The following is an 18,560-nucleotide window of genomic DNA, read 5'->3' as shown; positions in this document are numbered from 1 at the left end:
CGAGGGCACCGCGCCGGCGGCGTCCGGGACCGCGCGCAGGCCGGGCAGCGCCGCCAGTGCCGAGACGGGCCCCGCGACGAGGCGGAGCCGGACGAGGCCCACGGCGAGCAGCGCCCGCACGACCGCGGGGTCGAACTGGGTGCCGGCGCAGCGCGTGAGCTCGGCCCGTGCGGCCGCCGCCGAGAGCGGCTTCTTGTACGGCCGCGCGGAGGTGATGACGTCGAAGGCGTCCGCGACGGCGACGATGCGTGCCGCGAGGCTGATCTGCGTGCCCGCGAGCCTCGTCGGGTAGCCGGCGCCGTCCCAGCGCTCGTGGTGCTGGGCGACCGCGTCGGTCCACGACCCGAGCCACGGGGCGAGCGACGCGACCAGGTGCCCGCCGCGGGCGGGGTGCTCGGCCAGCGTCGCCCACTCCGCGTCGTCCGGGCGCCCGGCCTTGGTCAGGACCGGCACCGGCACCGCGAGCTTGCCGACGTCGTGCAGCAGGGCCGCCCACGCGAGGCGCGCGAGGTCGTCGCGCGACAGGCCGAGCCGCTCACCGATGAGCGCGCTGTACGCCTGGACGCGCTCGGAGTGCCGGAAGGTCGTGCGGTCGTGGGCGTCGAGCCGGCGCACGAGGTCGAGCAGGAGCCTCGCGTGGTCCCCGGGGGCCGCGAGCGTGCCGGTCTCGAGCGCGGCCGGCGAGTACGTGCGCCGTGCCACCGCGAGCCGCGAGGGAGCACGGTCGGGGAAGTACGCGGTCAGGCGCAGCAGCGCGCTCAGCGGCAGGAGCCGGCGCAGGGCCGCGCCGGTGCCCATGACCAGCGCCGTCGCGCAGAGCACCTCGAGCAGGAGCCACAGCCACGGGTCCAGGCCCAGCCGCGACGGCGGGAACCACCGCACGGCCGCGGCGCCGAACCCCAGGGTCACGAGCACGGGTGCGCCGTACGTCGCGGTCCGCACCGCGGCCGCCAGCACGGGTCGCGGCCGCCACGCGCCGAGGGAGGCGTCGTCGTAGTTCTGCGTGGGACCGGACGCCATGTCCGCACCATCGGCAGCCGGGCCCGGGTCTGTGAGCGGACCGGAGGCCCGGCTCGCGCGTCCCCCCGTTCGGGTACGTGCCGCGCGCCGGGTCACCAGTCGTGCAGGGTGCCGTCCCGCAGGCGGTTCACGGGCAGGTACGCGGGGGTGTACTCGAACTGCGCCGCGAGCTCCAGGTCCAGGTCGACGCCGAGGCCGGGCGTCTCGCCGGGGTCCAGGAGGCCGTCGGTGAAGGTGTAGCTGGTGCGGAACACCTCGAGCGTGCGCTCGTTGTGCTCCATGAACTCCTGGATGCCGAAGTTGTGCAGGGCGATGTCCAGGTGCAGGGCGGCGGCCATGCCGACGGGGGAGATGTCGGTCGGCTGGTGGAAGCCGGACCGGATCCCGTACAGCGCGGCGAGGTCCATGAGCTTCTTGACCCCGGTGATGCCGCCCGCGTGGGCGGGCGAGGACCGGACGAAGTCGATCAGCTGCTCGGTGATGAGCTGGCGGTAGTCGTGGATGCTCGTGAGCACCTCGCCGATGGCCAGCGGCGTCGTGGTCATCGCGCGGACGCGCCGCAGCGCCTCGGGGTTGTCCGCGGGCGTGACGTCCTCGAGCCAGAACAGGTCGTACGGCTCGAGGCTGCGGCCCAGCTGGGCGGCCTCGTTCGGGGACAGCCGGTGGTGCGCGTCGTGCAGCAGCGGCAGCTCGGGGCCGAACTCGGCCCGGACCGCCTCGAAGACGGACGGGATGTGGCGCAGGTAGGCGCGGGTGTCCCAGTCCTCCTCGACCGGCGCCGCCGTGCGTCCGGCGGGCTCGTAGTCGTACTTCTGACCGACGCCCTGGTCCGTCCCGACGCCGTAGACCTTGCCGAGCCCGGGCACGCCGGTCTGCAGCCGGATCGCGCGGAACCCGCGGTCGAGGTGGTTGCGGATCGAGACCATGAGCGCGTCGAGCGTCGTGCCGGACGCGTGCCCGTACGCGAGCGCGCCCCGCCGGCTGCGGCCCCCGAGCAGCTGGTAGACGGGCATGCCGGCGGCCTTGCCCTTGAGGTCCCACAGCGCCATGTCGACGGCGGCGATCGCCGTCATGGTCACGGGCCCGCGCCGCCAGTAGGCCCCGCGCGAGAGGTACTGCCAGGTGTCCTCGATGTTGCGCGCGTCGCGGCCGACGAGCAGCGGCGCCACGTGGTCGCGCAGGTAGGAGGCCACGGACAGCTCGCGCCCGTTGAGCGTCGCGTCCCCGAGGCCGACGAGGCCGTCGGTCGTCTCCAGGCGCAGCGTGACGAAGTTGCGGCCGGGGCTCGTGACGACGACGTCGGCCCGCTCGATCCTCATCGCGTCGGTCCCGGGACGCGGCGGCGCGCGCGGCGCGCGGACGGGGCAGGTCCTGCGTGGCTCATGGGTGTCCTCGTCGACGGTCTGAGCAAGGTCTGAAACACGGATGATGCCGCGCCCGGCATCGCGGTGGCAAGGTGTCTCGCCCGGCAGTGGCGGCTGACCTGCGACATCAGGGAGGACTCCCGGATGCCGACGCAGCCGAAGGTTGCAGTTCTGACACGGCGCTTGACAGATCGGTGCAATGGATTGCAAGACTGTGCGCCTGGTCACACCGAGGTGACCCGGCGACGGAGGTGCACCGATGGCGGTGAGCGCACGAGACGTGGCCCGCATGGCGGGTGTCTCCGTCTCGACCGTCTCCCGCACGCTCGCGCGGCCCGACCAGGTCGCGCCCGGCACCCGGGACAGGGTGCTCGCGGCGGCGCACGCCCTGGGCTACCGCGCCAACCCCGCCGCGCGCAGCCTCATCACCGGCCGCACCGGGACGCTGGGCCTGGTCGTCCCGGACCTCGAGAACCCGTACTTCACGTCCGTGACCAAGGGCGTGCAGAAGCGCGCGCAGGCCGCGGGCTACGCGCTCCTGGTCGCCGACTCCGACGAGCACTCCGGCCAGGAGGCCGAGCTCGTGCGCAACATGGCCAGCCGCGTCGACGGGACCGTGCTGTGCTCGCCCCGCGCGTCCGACGACGTCATCGCCGGCCTCGCACGCGAGTTCCGCCTCGTCCTGGTCAACCGGCGCTGCGGCGCCATCCCGGCCGTGACGGTCGACAACGCCGACGGGGTGCGGCAGGCCCTGCACCACCTGCGCGCGCTCGGGCACACGAGGGTCGCGTACGTCGGCGGGCCGCGTGACTCGTGGTCCCACGGCGAGCGCCTCGCGGCCTTCCGCGTGGCGGGCGAGGAGCTCGCGCTCGAGCTGGTCGAGCTGGGCAGCTTCCGCCCGTACGTCTCGGGCGGCGTCGCCGCGGCCGACATCCTCATCGCGTCCGGGGCGAGCGCCGCGCTCGCCTACAACGACCTGCTCGCCCTCGGCCTCCTCGAGCGCCTGCGCCAGCGCGGCGTGCGCGTACCCCAGGACGTGAGCGTGGTCGGCGTCGACAACGTCCCCGTCGCGGCGCTGACCTCGCCCGCGCTCACGAGCGTCGAGGTGCCCCGCATGGAGAGCGGGCGCGCCGCCGTCGACCTCCTGCTCTCGGAGGTGCGCGACGACGTCCCCGCGGCCCGCACCGTGCAGGAGCTCTCCGTCCAGCTCGTCGTGCGCGAGAGCACCGGCCCGCCGGCCTCCGCGCACGGCGCCGACGTCCGTCTGCACGCGGGCGCCATCACGACCTGACCACGATCCCCCTCCTACCGCCCGACGACGACGTCGGGCGACAGCACAGAGAGAAGGAAGGCCCATGCGAACGACCAAGCACCTGCACCTGGTGGCCGGAGTCGCGGCCCTCGGGCTGCTGCTCACGGCCTGCGCGGCCCCCGAGAACACGCAGCGACCCGAGGGCGAGGAGTCCGCCGCCGCCGGGGAGGGGGGCGACGAGATCCCCGAGACGCCGTCGGAGCCGGTCGACCTGACCATCCACGACGTCGGCGGCGTGCTGAAGCTGTTCCAGGGCGCCATCGAGGACTACGCCGAGGAGAACCCCGACGTCATTGCGTCGGTCACGTTCGAGACGGGCGCCTCGCCCGACCTGGTCGGCGCCCTCAAGCCGCAGGTCGACACGAACAACCTGCAGATCGACCTGGTGCTGACGGGCAACGACGCCCTCTCGGCAGGCATCGGCGAGGAGCTGTGGATCCCGATCGCCGAGGAGTACGGCGACCGGCTCGGCAACATGGACAACTACCTCGCGCCCGCCGCCGACATGCAGGAGCTCTCGCAGGGTCACGGCGTGCTGCTCTCGTGGACCCCGGGCGGCCCGCTGCTCAGCTACAACCCCGACCAGCTGCCGACGTCGGACGTGCCGAGCACGCCCGAGGAGCTCCTGGAGTGGGCGGAGGCCAACCCCGGCAAGTTCGGTTACGCGCGCCCCGCGAACTCCGGCCCGGGCCGCACGTGGCTCCAGGGCCTGCCGTACATCCTCGGTGACGAGGACCCGCGCGACCCGGAGAACGGCTGGGACAAGACCTGGGCGTTCCTCAAGGAGCTCGACCAGTACGTCGACACGTACCCGACGGGCACCGGCCAGGTCATCACGAACATGTCGGACGGCACCTGGGCGCTGACGCCGATCACGATGGGCTGGGACATCGAGCCCCGCGCCGACGGCCGCGCGCCCAACACGCTCGAGGTCGCCGAGTTCGAGGACTACACCTTCATCAGCGACTCGCACTTCGCGGTCGTCCCGCAGGGCCAGTCGGCGGACAAGATGTCCGCGATCCTGCTGCTCCTCAACGACCTGCTGACGCCCGAGCAGAACGCCAAGGCGTACGACAACGGCTACCACTACCCGGGCCCGTCGATCGAGGGCGCGACCCTCGACCTGGCGCCCGAGGACACGCAGGCCGTCATCGAGGAGTTCTCGCGCGACTGGTACGACGAGGCGATCGAGACGCACGAGGCGCAGACGCAGCTCGACGCCGCGTCGATCGTCGTCGCGTTCGACATCTGGGACCGCGAGGTCGGCGCCGGGAAGTTCGAGGCCAACTGATCATGGCCATTGCTGCCGGCAAGTTCGAGTCGTTGGAGCTCCAGGGCGTCGGTCGGAGCTTCGGTGGTCAGACGGCGCTGGCGGACCTCGACCTGACGGTCCGGGCGGGCGAGTTCATCGCCCTGCTCGGGCCGTCAGGCTGCGGGAAGTCCACCGCCCTCAACTGCATCGCGGGTCTGCTGCCGCTGACCCACGGGCAGATCCTCATCGACGGCAAGCGCGTCGACACCGTGCCGGCCGAGAACCGCGGGTTCGGCATGGTGTTCCAGAACTACGCGCTCTTCCCGCACCTCAGCGTCGAGAAGAACATCGCGTTCGGCCTCCAGATGCGCAAGGTCTCCAAGGAGGAGACCAAGCGCCGCGTCGCCGAGGCGGTCGCGCTGGTCAAGCTCGAGCAGCACGCGAAGAAGCTGCCGGGCCAGCTCTCGGGCGGTCAGCAGCAGCGCGTCGCGATCGCGCGCGCCGTCGTGACGGAGCCGCGGCTCGTCCTCATGGACGAGCCGCTGTCCAACCTCGACGCCAAGCTGCGGCTCGAGATGCGCACCGAGATCCGGCGGCTGCACCAGTCGCTGGGCCTGACCACCATCTACGTGACGCACGACCAGGAGGAGGCCCTGTCGATGGCCGACCGCCTCGTGGTGCTGCGCGAGGGGCGGGTGCAGCAGGTCGGCACGCCCGAGCAGCTGCACAAGCACCCGGTGAACTGGCACGTCGCGGACTTCATGGGCTACCGCAACCTCGTGGACCTGACGGTCTCGGCGGTCGCCGGCGACGTCGTCACGGTCGAGGGGCAGGGGATCCGGCTGCACGGCACCGCGCCCGAGCCCGTCGCCGTCGGCGCGCTGGTCCGCGTCGCCATCCGGCCCGAGGACCTGGTCGTCGTCTCGCCGACGGCGCCCCAGGTCGGCGGCAACGCGGTCAGTGCGGACGTCGTGACGGTCGAGTACCACGGCCGGGAGTTCGCGGTCGGGGCGACGACACCGCAGGGCCAGCTGCTGCACGTGCACGCGGACCACCCGCCGGTCCTCGGCCACACGGTCGATCTCACGGCGGACCCGTCGCGCGTGCTGGTCTACCCCGCGGACGCCGTGGACCCGAGCGCGCTGTCCCCCGAGGAACGCGAGCTCGCGGAGGTCAGGCGGTGAGCGTGGCCCGGCCGACGCCGGGGGGCCGCGCCCCCCGGCGCGAGAAGAGCACGGCGAGCCTCAAGCACCGGCTCGCGGAGCGCGGCGTCGACGGCTCGCTGCTCATGCTGCTGCCGGCGCTGCTGTTCACCGTCGTGCTGTTCATCTACCCGTTCACGTACGGGATCGGCCTCACGTTCCAGCCGGCGTTCTGGATCCAGGACCAGTGGGGTGGCGGTGCGTTCGCGAACTACCGCGCCTTCTTCGGGGACTCGTTCGTCTTCGACTCCATCTACCTGACGATGCGCCTGGCACTGCCCGTGGCGCTGTTCAACGTCCTGGCGTCGATCCCCGTGGCGTACAAGCTGCGCCACAAGTTCCGCGGCAAGAAGCTCCTGACGACGCTGCTCGTGCTGCCCATCACGCTCGGCACGGTCCTCACCGCGCAGGGCCTGCTGATCTTCGCGGGGCGTCAGGGCTGGCTCAACCGGTTCCTGGTCTCGAGCGGGATCATCGACGAGCCGCTCCAGCTGGTGAACAACTACTGGGGCGTCGTCTTCTCGCTGGTCATCTCCGGGTTCCCCTTCGCCTTCCTGCTGATCACCTCGTACCTGTCGGGGATCGACCCGTCGATCGAGGCGGCCGCGAAGACGATGGGCGCCAACTGGGCGCAGCGGTTCCGCCGCATCGTCCTCCCGCTCCTGGCGCCGGGCCTCGCGACGACGTTCATCCTCACGTTCGTCCTCGCGTTCAGCGTGTTCCCCTCGGCCCGCCTCGTCGGTGACGCCATGGGGGAGACGCGTGTCATGTCGCTCATGGCGTTCCGCGCCTTCGGTGAGCAGAACGACTACCCGATGGCCTCCACCATCGCGGTGATGATGGGGCTCGTCGAGCTCGTGGTCATCGCGGTCGTCATGCTCTGGCGCTCGTTCATGTACAAGGGATCGACCGGAGGGAAGGGCTGATGGCGACGCAGACCGGGCACACGACCGCAGCCGGCGTCGACCTGCCGCTGCCTCCGCCCGAGCGCAAGCGCCGTCGCGGGGCCGGCCTGCCGCCGGGGGAGAAGGCGCTCGTCGCACGCCCCACGACGTGGGTCGTGTGGGCGCTGGTGGCCGCGTTCTTCGTGTTCCTCATCGGGATCATCACGAGCGTCGTCGTCGACTCCTTCGGCAAGCCGTGGTTCGACTCGTGGCTGCCGGAGGCGTGGTCGGGGAGCTTCTACCTCGGCGCGTGGGAACGCTTCGGGATGGCGCAGGTCATCGGCGTGACGCTCGTCGTCGCGGTGACGGTCATCGCGGCGTCGGTCCTCATCGGGGTGCCGGCGGCGTACCTGCTCGCGCGCCGGAACTTCCCGTTCAAGCGCGTGCTGACCCTGCTGTTCCTGCTGCCGGTGCTCATGCCGCCGATCACGTACGGCATCCCGCTCGCGACGGTCATGTACAACGCCGGGCTCGGTCGCAGCCTGACGGCCGTGATCCTGGTCAACATGGTGCCGTCGGTGCCGTTCGTGATCATGACCATGACGCCGTTCATCGAGCAGATCAACCCGTCGATCGAGAGCGCCGCGCGGATGTCGGGCGCCTCGCTGCGGACGGTCTTCACGAGGATCCTGGGCCCGCTGCTGGTGCCCGGCATCCTCGCGGCGGCCGTGCTGGTCCTGGTGCGCACCGTCGGCATGTTCGAGCTGACGTACCTGGTCTCCGGCCCGGAGTCCGACACGCTCGTCGTCGCGATCTACCGGGCGATGACCGCCTCGGGCGGCGGCGAGGCGCGCCAGCTCGTCTCCTCGATGGCCGTGGTCTACACCGCGACCATGATGGTCATCCTCATCGTGGCCCTGCGCTACGTGAGCCCCACCCAGCTCGTCGCCCGCGTCAAGGACGCGCGCGACGACTGACGTCCGCCGAGGTCGCTGGTTCGTGCACTCGAACCAGCGACCTCGGCGTGTGCGTCAGCTCGGCGACGGCACGACGTCGGGCGCCTCGCCGTGGGGCCCGAGCTCGTCCCGCCAGGAGTGCGCGGGCTCGTAGCCGAGCAGCTCGCGCGCGGCGTCGATCGCCAGCAGCGTCTCGAACTCGCCGAGCTCGCGCGTGAGGGGCACGTCGCCGAACACCTCGGCCACGAGCTCGGCGGACGGCCGGTCCATGATCGTGTCGGCCGCGGCCACGATGACGTTGCGGGACCCCGTCGTCGTCGCCTCGAGCGCGAGCCGGCACGCCTGGGCGACGTCGCGCACGTCCACGTACCCCCACGCGTTCCAGGCGCGCGACCGCGCGTCTGGCCAGTAGTCAGGCACGGCGGCGTAGTCCTGCGGCCGGTGGATGTTGGAGATCCGCAGCCCGACGAACGGGATGCCCGACCACGCCGAGACGTGCTCCGCCATCTGCTCGCCGAGCACCTTGGAGAGCGCGTACTCCGTCGTCGGGTGCGGGAAGTGCGCCTCGTCGACGGGCAGGTAGCGCGGCGGCGCGTCGTCGAACGGGAGCCCGAGCGTGGTCTCGCTCGACGCCCACACCACGCGCCGCAGCCCCAGCCGCGCGGCCGCGAGGAAGACGTTCGCGTTCATCGCCTGGTTGCGGTGCAGCGTCTCGGGGCCCGTGGTCCGGCCGGGCGCCGGGATGTTGCCGAGGTGCACGACGGCGTCCGAGCCCGCCAGGACCTCGACGACCTGCCCGTAGTCGGTGAGGTCCGCGACGAGGAGGTCCGCGGCGAGGCCGGCGTCGGCCCCGGGTGGCCCGGCGACGTCCGTGGCGAGGACCTCGTACCCGTGCGCGACGAGGTCCTCGACGGCCACCCGCCCCGCCTTGCCGAACGCACCCGTGACAGTCACTCGCATCCGGCCATCCTCCCAGCCCACCCCCGCCCGGCAACCGCCCCGGCCGCCTCGCGGGTCGCCCGGCGGGTCGCGCGGGAGGGGAGCTGGGCGGCGACGAGGCCCGCGAGGGCGAGGGCGGCGCCGAGCACCTGCCACGGCGTCAGGCGCTCGCCGAGCGCGAGGACGCCGACCGCGGTCGCGACCAGCGGGCTGAGCAGGCCGAGGAACGAGACGTGCGTCGGCGACAGCCGCTCGAGCCCTCGGAACCACAGCGCGTACGCGAGCGCCGTGCCCACGAGCGTGAGGTACGCGAAGCCGGCCAGGTTCCGCCCGGTGAGGTGCGTGGGTAGCCCTTCGGCCACGAGCAGCACCGGCACGAGGAGCAGCCCGCCGGCGGTCAGCTGCCACGCCGTCGCGGTGAGCAGGCCGACCGGCCGTCCCCAGCGACGGGTGAGGACGAGCCCGAGTGCCATCGCCCCGGTCGCGACGAGCCCGGCGACCACGCCGACCGTGTCGAGCCGCGCGCTCGCGCGCAGCACCAGGAGGGCAACGCCGACGACGCCGACCAGGCCTGCGACCACGGTCCGCGCCCGGACCCGCTCGTGCAGCACCAGGGCGGACAGGCCGGCGACGACGAGCGGCTGCACCGCCCCGAGCGTCGCCGCGACGCCGCCCGGTAGGCGGTAGGCCGCGAGGAAGAGCAGGGCGAAGAAGACGCCGATGTTGAGCGCCCCGAGGACGGTCGCGCGCCACCACCACGACCCGCGCGGCAGGCGCCGACCGACGGCGAGGAGGAGGAGGCCCGCGGGCAGCGCGCGGAGCGTCGCGGCGAGGAGCGGGCGGTCCGGCGGGAGCAGGAGAGTGGTCGTCGCGTACGTCGTACCCCAGACCGCGGGTGCCACGGCGGTGACGAGCAGGAGCGACAGCCTCGACATCTCATCCTCCTAAGTATCTTAGGCGCAAGATACTTACCGCTAGGACATCTGTCGAGACCGTGGCATCATCCGAGCCATGGCAGCACCGGACGGCGTCGACCGGATCCTCGAGCAGTGGGCCGCCGAGCGGCCCGAGCTCGACACCGGGCCCATGGGCCTCTTCGGCCGCATCTACCGGATCTCGCGCCTCTCCGGCGACGCGGTGGAGGCGACGTACGCGCAGCACGGCATCACGCGCGCCGACTTCGACGTGCTCGCGACCCTGCGCCGCTCCGGGGAGCCGTTCGCGCTGTCGCCGTCGGGCCTGACCGCGAGCCTCATGCTGACCTCGGGCGGGACGACCGGCCGGATCGACCGCCTCGAGCGTGCCGGCCTCGTGCGCCGGTCGCCGGACCCGGCCGACCGTCGAGCCCTGCTCGTGTCGCTGACCGAGCGCGGTCGCGACGTGGTCGACGCCGCCGTCGCCGCCGGCCTCGAGACACAGCGGCGGCTCGCCTCGGGGCTCTCCGACGCCGAGCGCCGTCGTCTCGACGACCTCCTCCGGACGCTCCTCGCGTCGGTGACGGACCCGCCCGGCTGACCGCGCACGGGGACGGCAGAGGGGCCCGGCCTGCTGGCCGGGCCCCTCCTGAACCGGTACGGCGTCGTCGCGGGTCACCCCGCGGGGTGGGTCACTCCGTGTCGTCGTCGACCCAGTCGAAGGTCTTCGTCACGGCCTTCTTCCAGTTCCGGTACGTGCGGTCGCGCTCCGCGTCGTCCATCGACGGCTCCCAGCGGCGGTCCTCGGCCCAGTTGTCGATGACGTCCTGCTCGCCGTCCCAGAAGCCGACGGCGATGCCGGCCGCGTAGGCCGCGCCGAGCGCCGTCGTCTCCGCGACCTGGGGCCGCACGACGGGGACCCCGAGGATGTCGGCCTGGAACTGCATGAGCAGGTTGTTGGCGATCATGCCGCCGTCGACCTTGAGCTCGGTGAGGTCCACGCCCGAGTCGGCGTTCATGGCGTCCAGCACCTCGCGGGTCTGGAACGCCGTGGCCTCGAGCGCCGCGCGGGCGATGTGGCCCTTGTTGACGTAGCGCGTGAGCCCGACCAGCGCGCCGCGCGCGTCCGAGCGCCAGTACGGCGCGAAGAGGCCCGAGAACGCCGGCACGAAGTACGCCCCGCCGTTGTCGTCCACCGTGGCGGCGAGCTTCTCGATCTCGGGAGCGTCCTTGATCAGCCCGAGGTTGTCCCGCATCCACTGCACCAGGGACCCGGTCACCGCGATCGAGCCCTCGAGCGCGTAGACCTGCGGCCGCTCGCCGAGCTTGTAGCAGACGGTCGTGAGCAGGCCGTTCTTGGACTGGATCGGCTCGGTGCCCGTGTTGAGGAGCATGAAGTTGCCGGTGCCGTACGTGTTCTTGGCGGTGCCCACCTCGAAGCAGGCCTGGCCGAACGTCGCGGCCTGCTGGTCGCCGAGGATGCCGGCGATCGGCACGTCCGGCACCATGCCGCCGCGGCGCCCCTTGCCGTACACCTCGGACGAGGACCGGATCTCGGGCAGCATCGAGAGGGGCACGCCCATCTCCTGCGCGATCTCCTCGTTCCAGGTGAGCGAGTCGATGTTCATGAGCAGCGTGCGCGACGCGTTCGTGACGTCGGTGATGTGGACGCCGCCGTCGGTCCCGCCGGTCATGTTCCACAGCACCCACGCGTCCGTGTTGCCGAACGCGAGCTCGCCGCGCTCCGCCTTCTCGCGAGCGCCCTCGACGTTGTCGAGGATCCAGCGGACCTTGGGGCCCGAGAAGTAGGTGGCCAGCGGGAGCCCGACGCGCTCCTTGTAGCGCTCGGCGCCGCCGCCCAGCGCGGCGAGCTGGTCGCAGATCTTCTGCGTGCGCGTGTCCTGCCAGACGATCGCGTTGTAGATCGGCTTGCCCGTCGTGCGGTCCCACACGACGGCGGTCTCGCGCTGGTTGGTGATGCCGACGGCGGCCACGTCGTGGTGCGTCAGGTTGGCGCGGGTCAGCGCGAGGCCGACCACCTCGCGCACGTTGGTCCAGATCTCCATCGGGTCGTGCTCGACCCAGCCCGGCTTGGGGAAGATCTGCTCGTGCTCCTTCTGGCCGGTGGCCACGATGGTGCCGGAGTGGTCGAACACGATGGCCCGGGAGCTCGTGGTGCCCTGGTCGATGGCAAGGATGTAGTCAGCCATGTCAGTCCTTCACGTCGTCGTGCGGGGAGGGATGGGTACGGGAGCGTCGGACGCTCAGATGACGGCGGCCGCGAGCAGGCCGGCGAGCACGCCGCCCACGAGGGGGCCGGCGATCGGCACCCACGCGTAGCCCCAGTCGCTCGAGCCCTTGCCGGGGATGGGCAGGACCGCGTGCGCGATGCGGGGGCCGAGGTCACGGGCCGGGTTGATGGCGTACCCCGTGGGGCCACCGAGGCTCGCGCCGATGCCGACGACCACCAGGGCCACCGCGAGGGGCCCCATCTCGTGCGGCGTGTTGCCGAACTGGATGACGATGTAGACGAGCACGAACGTGCCGAGCACCTCGGTGAGGAAGTTCCAGCCGTAGGAGCGGATCGCCGGGCCCGTCGCGAAGACGGCGAGCTTGGTGGCGCCGTCGGCCTCCGGCTGGTCGAAGTGCTTCTTGTACGCGGCCCAGGCCAGCACGGCGCCGAGGAACGCGCCGAGGAGCTGGGCGCCGAAGTAGACCCCGATGGACGTCACGTCGATCGGGACACCCGGCATGAACTCGCCGCCCGGGTCGTTGGCCGCCAGGCCGACGGTCACGGCGGGGTTCAGGTGTGCGCCCGAGGCCCACGCCGCGAACACACCGACGAAGACCGCGAGGCCCCAGCCGAAGTTGATGAGCAGCCAGCCCCCGTTGAAACCCTTGGTCGTCGGGAGGATGACGTTGGCGACGACGCCTGCACCCATGAGCAGGAGCAGTGTCGTGCCGATGAACTCCGAGACGAAGATGTCGGTCAGGGTCACGTCCATGCGTTCCTCTATTCACTCGGGACTTCGTTGTCACGTGAGCTCCGCGGGTCGCGCGGAGAGGAGGACCGGCGGTCAGGTGCCGTACGGTCCGGCCGCCCCCTTCGAGTCGGCGGGCGAGCCGGGCTTGAGCCCGGGCCCCGGACCTGGCGTCCCGAGCTCGACGAGCGGCGTGACGTCCGGGACGCGCAGCCGCGCCGCCTCGGCCGAGGCGTCGTCGGGCTCGAAGGACGCCGCCTCCTCCGCCTCGCAGCGCGCAGTGTAGGCGGCGACCTCCTCGGCGCGACGCTCCGCGTCCCACCCGAGGCGCTCCGCGACGAGGTCGGCGATCTCCTCGATGGCGGCCAGACCGCGGTCGCGCTGCTCGTAGACCAGGCGCGTGCGGTGGATCATCACGTCCTCGAGGTGCAGGACGCCCTCGTGCGAGGCGGCGTAGGCGACCTCCGCGCGCAGGTAGGCCGGGGCCCCCTCGAGCGGGCGGCCGAGCGACGGGTCGGCGTCGACCATCTCCATGAGGTCGGTGAGCAGCGAGCCGTACCGGTGCAGCAGGTGGTCGACCATCGGCCGGGACCAGCCGTAGGTGCGCGCGATGCGCTTCGCCTGGCGCTGGAGCACCGCGTGGCCCTCGGCCCCCGCCAGCGAGATGCGGTCCGTGATCGACGGCAGGCTCTTCGCGCGCTCGCCGATCGCGAAGTCGACGGCGTCCTTGGCCATGACGCGGTACGTCGTGAGCTTCCCGCCCGCGATGACCGTCAGGCCCGGCGTGGGCGAGGCCACGGTGTGCTCGCGCGAGACCTTGGCCGACGACGTCCCCGCCTTGGTGCCCGGCTGCAGCAGCGGGCGCAGCCCCGCCCACGTGCCGATGACGTCGTCGCGCGAGATCGGGTCGGCGAGCACGGCGTTCGCGTGCTCGATGACGTAGTCGATGTCCGCCGCGGTGGCGACGGGGTGCGTGAGCTCCTGCTCCCACGGGGTGTCGGTGGTGCCGATGACCCAGTACCGCGACCACGGGATGACGAACAGGACGCTCTTCTCGGTCTGCAGGATCAGGCCGACGTCGCCGCGGATGCGCTCGCGCGGCACGACGATGTGGACGCCCTTGGACGCCAGCACGTGCAGGCCGCCCTCGTCGCCCGCGAGGGCCTCGGTCTCCTCCGTCCAGACGCCGGTCGCGTTGATGACCTGGTCGGCGTGGACGGTGATGCGGCGGCCGGTCTCGAGGTCCTGCACGACGGCGCCGTTGACGACGCCGGTCGCCCGGCGCGTGAGCTCGACGACCTGCGTGCGGCTGGCCGTGTGCGCGCCGTACGTGGCGGCCGTGCGGACGAGCGTCGCCACGAGGCGGGCGTCGTCGACGCTCGCGTCCCAGTAGCGGACCGCGCCGACGGCGGCGTCGTGGCGCAGGTCGGGGAAGAGGCGCTCCATGCCGGTGCGGGTCACGTGGCGGTGCCACGGCATCGCGCGGTGCCCGGGGGCGATGCTCGCGAGCACGTCGTAGAGGGCGACGCCGGCGCCGACGTACGCACGCTCCCAGACGCGGTGCTCGAGCGGGTAGAGGAACGAGACCGGGCGCACGAGGTGCGGCGCGATCTTCTTCAGCAGCAGGTCCCGTTCGGTCAGCGCCTCGTGGACGAGGTTGAAGTCGAGCATCTGCAGGTAGCGCAGGCCGCCGTGGACGAGCTTGCTCGACCGGCTCGACGTGCCGCTGGCCCAGTCCTGCGCCTCGACGAGGCCCACGCGCAACCCGCGCGTCACCGCGTCGAGCGCGATGCCGGCGCCCGTGACGCCGCCCCCGATCACCAGGACGTCGAGCTCCTCGCCCTCGCTCGACCGCGCCAGCGCCGTGAGCGCCTCCTCGCGTGCCGCCGGCGTCAGTGCCGCTGTCTTCACGGTGCCTCCTCGGGCTCCGGTACGTCCCGGGAGCCGATGCCGCGCACGACGCCTGGGGGACGGGAGTCCCGGTGACAGGGTGTCGGCCGCGCGACAGCCCTATGCTTCCCATGCGCGAACGTTCGCGCAACCCGAGTGCACGAACGTGCAACGCAGCTCCGCCGGCGCCCCCGGCACCAGGAGGTGAGCGGTGGTCCACGTCGGTCGCGAACCGCGCGAGGACGTCCGCGAGGACGTGCTCAAGGCGGCGTCCATGTACTACCTCCAGGACCTCAAGATGGACGTCATCGCGCGGCAGCTGGGGACGTCGCGGTCGACGGTCTCGCGCCTCATCAAGCGCGCGCGCGAGACGGGGCTCGTCGAGATCACGCTGCGTCCGGGCCGCACGCGGGCGCCGGGCCTGCGGGAGACGATCGCCGGCCGGTACGGCATCGAGGCCTACGTCGCGCCGGTCCCGGACTCGGCGACGGAGATCGACCGGCTCGACCAGGTCGCGCTCACCACGGCGAAGCTGATCGGCTCGTGGTTCGACTCCGACATGGTCCTCGGCATCGCGTGGGGCACGACGCTGGCCGCCGTCGGCCGCCGCCTCATGCCCAAGGCGACGCGGGGCAGCGCCGTCGTGCAGCTCAACGGCGCCGCCAACACGCGCACGAGCGGCATCGAGTACGCGAGCGACCTCATCTCCGGCTTCGGCGCGGCCTTCGACGCGACGGTGCACCACTTCCCGGTGCCGGCGTTCTTCGACTACCCCGAGACGAAGGCCGCGATGTGGCGCGAGCGCTCGGTCCGGCGCGTGCTCGACGTGCAGCGGCGCGCGGACATCGCCCTGTTCGGCGTCGGCGCCGTCGGCGGCGGCCTGCCGAGCCACGTGTACTCGGCCGGCTACCTCGACGCCGAGGACATCACGCTGCTGCACGACGAGGGCGTGGTGGGCGACGTGTGCACCGTCTTCCTGCGGGCGGACGGCAGCTACGAGGACGTCGCCCTCAACGCGCGCGCGACGGGCCCGACCCCCGTCGAGCTCCAGCGGGTGCCGCGCCGCGTGTGCGCCGTCGCGGGCGACAACAAGGTGGTCCCGCTGCGCGCCGCGCTCGCGGCCGGGGTGGTCACGGACCTCGTCGTCGACGAGCTCACCGCCGAGCTCCTGCTCTCCGACGACGCCTGACGCCGCGCGGGCCGGTTCGCGCGGAGGGTTGCGCCCGCCCTGGGGCACCCTCCGGCGTGCGCGGTGGCGTCGGTCAGCCTGCGGTCGCGGCGGGGAGGTGCTCCATGGCCTCCTCGTAGCCGCCCTGCGACGGCAGCTCCGCGGGGGCGTAGATCAGGCGGACGACGCCGGTCGGGTAGACCTCCGAGCGCAGCAGACGCAGCGGGTAGATCGGCTCCCCCTCGTCGAACAGACGCTCGCCGCGGCGGGCGGCGACCGGGTGGACGAGGAGCCGCAGCTCGTCGAGGAGGCCCGCCGCGAGGAGCTGGCGGACCACGGAGATCGAGCCGGCGACGAGGACCTTGCCGACGCCGGGCTCGGCCGCCAGCGCGCGGACCGACGCCGCGAGGTCGCCGTCGAGGCGCTCGACGTTGCGCCAGCCGAGGTCCTGGTCGCCGCGCGTGGCCACCACCTTGCGGAGGTCGCCCAGCTGCTTCGCGAACGCGGCGTCCTGGCCTCCCGCGGCCTCCCGCCCGGGCCACGCGCCCGCGAAGCTGTCGTAGGTCACGCGCCCGAGCAGGAGCACGTCGGCGCCCTGGTAGTCCTCGTCGACGGCCGCGCCCATGCGCTCGTCGAAGTAGGGGAAGTGCCACGCGGGCTCGACCTCGGCGACGCCGTCGAGCGAGATGAACAGGGTCGAGACGATCGCCATGCGTCCTCCTGGGGCCGCGGCGCGCCGGGTCGGTGCGCCTCCACCACGGCCGACTCCCCGGGACGGCCGGACTCATCGGCCCGGACCCATCCGCGCCCCGCCGCCTGACCGGCGCGCACCCGGGGCAGGCTCAGGCGGCCTCCCGCCGCTCGACGACGACGAGCACCTGGCCCGGACCGACCTGGTCGCCCGGCGCGACCACCACGTCGACGACGACGCCCGGCGCGGTTGCCACGACGGGCGCCTCCATCTTCATCGCCTCCAGGGCGAGGAGCGTCTGCCCCTGCCCGACGACGTCGCCCGGCCGCACGTCGACGCGGAAGACGGTCGCGACGAACGGCGCCTCGACGCCGTCGCAGCCGTCCGGCACGCCCACCCCGGGGGCGGCGCCCACGGCGGCGAGCTCGGGCTCGGGCCGTGGGTCGAACTCGCCCGCCGCCTGCCACGCATCCCGCTCCGCGCCGAACGCGGCCGCCTGCTGCGCGCGGAAGTCCGCGATCGAGCCGGCGTTCTCGGCGAGGAACCGCTCGTGGTCCGCCAGCGCGAACGTGCCCTCGTCGATGCGCAGGTCGAGCCGTCCCGCCGCCATGTCGGCGCGGTTGTCGAGGAGCTCCTCGGCGCTGACCGGGTACCAGCGGATCGTGTCGAAGAACCGCAGCAGCCAGGGCGTGCCCGGCTCGAACGCCCCGCGCTGGCGGTGGGTCGACCACACCTGGACGGTGCGGCCCACGAACTGGTAGCCGCCGGGGCCCTCCATGCCGTAGATGCACAGGTAGGCCCCGCCGATGCCCACGGCGTTCTCGGGCGTCCACGTCCGGGCCGGGTTGTACTTCGTCGTCACGAGCCGGTGGCGGGGGTCGAGCGGCGTGGCCACGGGAGCGCCGAGGTAGACGTCGCCCAGCCCGAGCACGAGGTACCGGGCGTCGAACACGGTGCGGTAGACGTCGTCGACGCTGTCCAGCCCGTTGATCCGGCGGATGAACTCGATGTTCCACGGGCACCACGGCGCGTCGTCGCGCACCCCGGCCGTGTAGCGCTCGATCGCCTCACGCGTGGACGGGTCGTCCCACGAGAGGGGCAGGTGCACCGTGCGGCTCGGCACGACCAGCTCGCTCGTCGGGGGCAGCTCCGCCTCGACCTCCTGCACGACGTCGAGCACGCGGCGCAGCGACAGCGTGTCCGGGTCGAGGTGGAGCTGCAGCGACCGGATGCCCGGCGTCACGTCGACGAGCCCGCCGCGCCGTCCCGCGCCGGGTGCCCCGAGGCGCTCGGTGACCGCCTCGGCGAGTGCGTGCACGCGCAGGCGGGACGCGAGGTCGAGCTCCATCGCGCCGTACTCGACCAGCAGGTTGTCGTCGCCGCTGCGCCGGTAGGTGACCGCGGGGCGGGTGTCGGTGGGGTCGAGCCGGCCGAGGACGCCGCCGTCGCCGTGCGCCGGGCGCGAGGCCGTCGGCACCGACTGCGGCCGGGTCCGCAGCGCCGCCGCCTGCGCCTCGTCCACGGGCACGAACCGCACGGTGTCGCCCGGGCGGAGCTGCCCCAGCTTCCACATCTGCCCGACGGCGACCGTGGCCGGGCAGGTGAAGCCGCCCAGGCTCGGGCCGTCCGGGCCGAGGAGGATCGGCAGGTCTCCCGTGTAGTCGACCGCGCCGACGGCGTACGGGGTGTCGTGGATGTTGGACGGGTGCAGGCCCGCCTCGCCGCCGTCCGGCCGGGCCCACGTCGGCTTGGGTCCGACGAGGCGCACGCCCGTGCGGGCGGAGTTGAAGTGCACGCTCCAGGTGGCGGCGTAGAAGGCGGCGACGTCGTCGGGCGTGAAGAACTCCGGGGCCGCGTGCGGGCCCTCGAGCGCGCCGACCTCCCACGCGCTCGTCACGTCCGGGCGCTCGCCCGGGGCGACCGGCGCTGCCGGCGCGAGGTCCGGCGCCGGCCGGCCGAGCGGCAGCAGGTCGCCGGGCCGCAGCGG

16 protein-coding genes are annotated in these 18,560 nt (G+C 73.0%); 7 read left to right on the top strand and 9 right to left on the bottom strand.

Going from position 1 to position 18,560, the window contains the following annotated elements; translation table 11 throughout:
* Together IDM29_RS07235 and manD are read right to left on the bottom strand one after the other, a co-directional pair.
* Positions 1-1,020, bottom strand: a 1,020-nt coding sequence (locus IDM29_RS07235; protein WP_188037361.1) for an HD-GYP domain-containing protein, incomplete at its 3' end; no start/stop codon positions are given.
* A gap of 92 nt (positions 1,021-1,112) precedes the next feature.
* Entirely contained in the window at positions 1,113-2,339 is a 1,227-nt protein-coding gene (manD, locus tag IDM29_RS07230) for a D-mannonate dehydratase ManD (RefSeq protein WP_182112166.1), read from the bottom strand.
* A gap of 304 nt (positions 2,340-2,643) precedes the next feature.
* On the opposite strand from manD, the gene IDM29_RS07225 reads away from it, so the two are divergent.
* The 5 genes from IDM29_RS07225 to IDM29_RS07205 all read left to right on the top strand — a co-directional run bounded on the left by IDM29_RS07225 (position 2,644) and on the right by IDM29_RS07205 (position 8,011).
* The gene (locus IDM29_RS07225; RefSeq protein ID WP_188037360.1) at positions 2,644-3,675 is read left to right on the top strand and encodes a LacI family DNA-binding transcriptional regulator; all 1,032 of its coding nucleotides are present in this window, start codon (positions 2,644-2,646) and stop codon (positions 3,673-3,675) included.
* A gap of 64 nt (positions 3,676-3,739) precedes the next feature.
* Positions 3,740-4,987, top strand: coding sequence for an extracellular solute-binding protein (locus IDM29_RS07220; protein ID WP_182112164.1), 1,248 nt, complete (start codon positions 3,740-3,742; stop codon positions 4,985-4,987).
* Positions 4,988-4,989: 2 nt separating this feature from the next.
* Positions 4,990-6,132 (top strand): ABC transporter ATP-binding protein, encoded by a 1,143-nt coding sequence (locus IDM29_RS07215; protein ID WP_182112163.1) that lies wholly within the window; start codon positions 4,990-4,992, stop codon positions 6,130-6,132.
* Positions 6,129-7,076: an ABC transporter permease gene (locus IDM29_RS07210; RefSeq protein ID WP_255491650.1), complete on the top strand. Its 948-nt coding sequence runs from the start codon at positions 6,129-6,131 to the stop codon at positions 7,074-7,076. Before IDM29_RS07215 ends, IDM29_RS07210 begins: the two co-directional genes overlap by 4 nt.
* Positions 7,076-8,011 carry an ABC transporter permease gene (locus IDM29_RS07205; protein ID WP_182112162.1) on the top strand — a complete coding sequence of 312 codons (936 nt, stop codon included), beginning with the start codon at positions 7,076-7,078 and terminating at the stop codon, positions 8,009-8,011. The genes IDM29_RS07210 and IDM29_RS07205 overlap by 1 nt, the downstream gene beginning before the upstream one ends.
* 54 nt (positions 8,012-8,065) lie before the next feature.
* Here the strand turns inward: IDM29_RS07205 and IDM29_RS07200 are convergent, their stop codons facing one another.
* Entirely contained in the window at positions 8,066-8,950 is an 885-nt protein-coding gene (locus IDM29_RS07200) for an NAD(P)-dependent oxidoreductase (RefSeq protein ID WP_182112161.1), read from the bottom strand.
* A complete protein-coding gene (locus IDM29_RS07195; protein WP_188037359.1) occupies positions 8,941-9,864 on the bottom strand; it encodes an EamA family transporter in 924 nt (307 codons plus the stop codon). Before IDM29_RS07195 ends, IDM29_RS07200 begins: the two co-directional genes overlap by 10 nt.
* A gap of 76 nt (positions 9,865-9,940) precedes the next feature.
* Here IDM29_RS07195 and IDM29_RS07190 point away from each other — a divergent pair, with 76 nt between their 5' ends.
* Positions 9,941-10,444 (top strand): MarR family winged helix-turn-helix transcriptional regulator, encoded by a 504-nt coding sequence (locus IDM29_RS07190; protein ID WP_188037358.1) that lies wholly within the window; start codon positions 9,941-9,943, stop codon positions 10,442-10,444.
* A 91-nt stretch (positions 10,445-10,535) separates the two neighbouring features.
* On the opposite strand, the gene glpK is transcribed toward IDM29_RS07190, so the two are convergent.
* The 3 genes from glpK to IDM29_RS07175 all read right to left on the bottom strand — a co-directional run bounded on the left by glpK (position 10,536) and on the right by IDM29_RS07175 (position 14,735).
* A complete protein-coding gene (gene glpK, locus IDM29_RS07185) occupies positions 10,536-12,053 on the bottom strand; it encodes a glycerol kinase GlpK (protein WP_188037357.1) in 1,518 nt (505 codons plus the stop codon).
* A gap of 54 nt (positions 12,054-12,107) precedes the next feature.
* A complete protein-coding gene (locus tag IDM29_RS07180) occupies positions 12,108-12,848 on the bottom strand; it encodes an MIP/aquaporin family protein (RefSeq protein ID WP_182112157.1) in 741 nt (246 codons plus the stop codon).
* Positions 12,849-12,920: 72 nt separating this feature from the next.
* Positions 12,921-14,735, bottom strand: coding sequence for a glycerol-3-phosphate dehydrogenase/oxidase (locus tag IDM29_RS07175; protein WP_182112156.1), 1,815 nt, complete (start codon positions 14,733-14,735; stop codon positions 12,921-12,923).
* Between the two features lie 253 nt (positions 14,736-14,988).
* Here IDM29_RS07175 and IDM29_RS07170 point away from each other — a divergent pair, with 253 nt between their 5' ends.
* Positions 14,989-15,903: a sugar-binding transcriptional regulator gene (locus tag IDM29_RS07170; RefSeq protein ID WP_220458081.1), complete on the top strand. Its 915-nt coding sequence runs from the start codon at positions 14,989-14,991 to the stop codon at positions 15,901-15,903.
* Positions 15,904-15,976: 73 nt separating this feature from the next.
* On the opposite strand, the gene IDM29_RS07165 is transcribed toward IDM29_RS07170, so the two are convergent.
* Positions 15,977-16,594, bottom strand: a complete 618-nt coding sequence (locus IDM29_RS07165; RefSeq protein ID WP_188037356.1) for a dihydrofolate reductase family protein — start codon at positions 16,592-16,594, stop codon at positions 15,977-15,979.
* A 130-nt stretch (positions 16,595-16,724) separates the two neighbouring features.
* Positions 16,725-18,560 (bottom strand): carboxyltransferase domain-containing protein (locus tag IDM29_RS07160; RefSeq protein ID WP_188037355.1); only part of this gene is annotated, 1,836 nt, incomplete at its 5' end.

It is taken from the genome of Actinotalea sp. JY-7885, from assembly GCF_014525465.1.
In the GTDB taxonomy this organism is placed as follows: domain Bacteria; phylum Actinomycetota; class Actinomycetes; order Actinomycetales; family Cellulomonadaceae; genus Actinotalea.
This window is presented reverse-complemented; position numbering and strand designations above follow the sequence as displayed.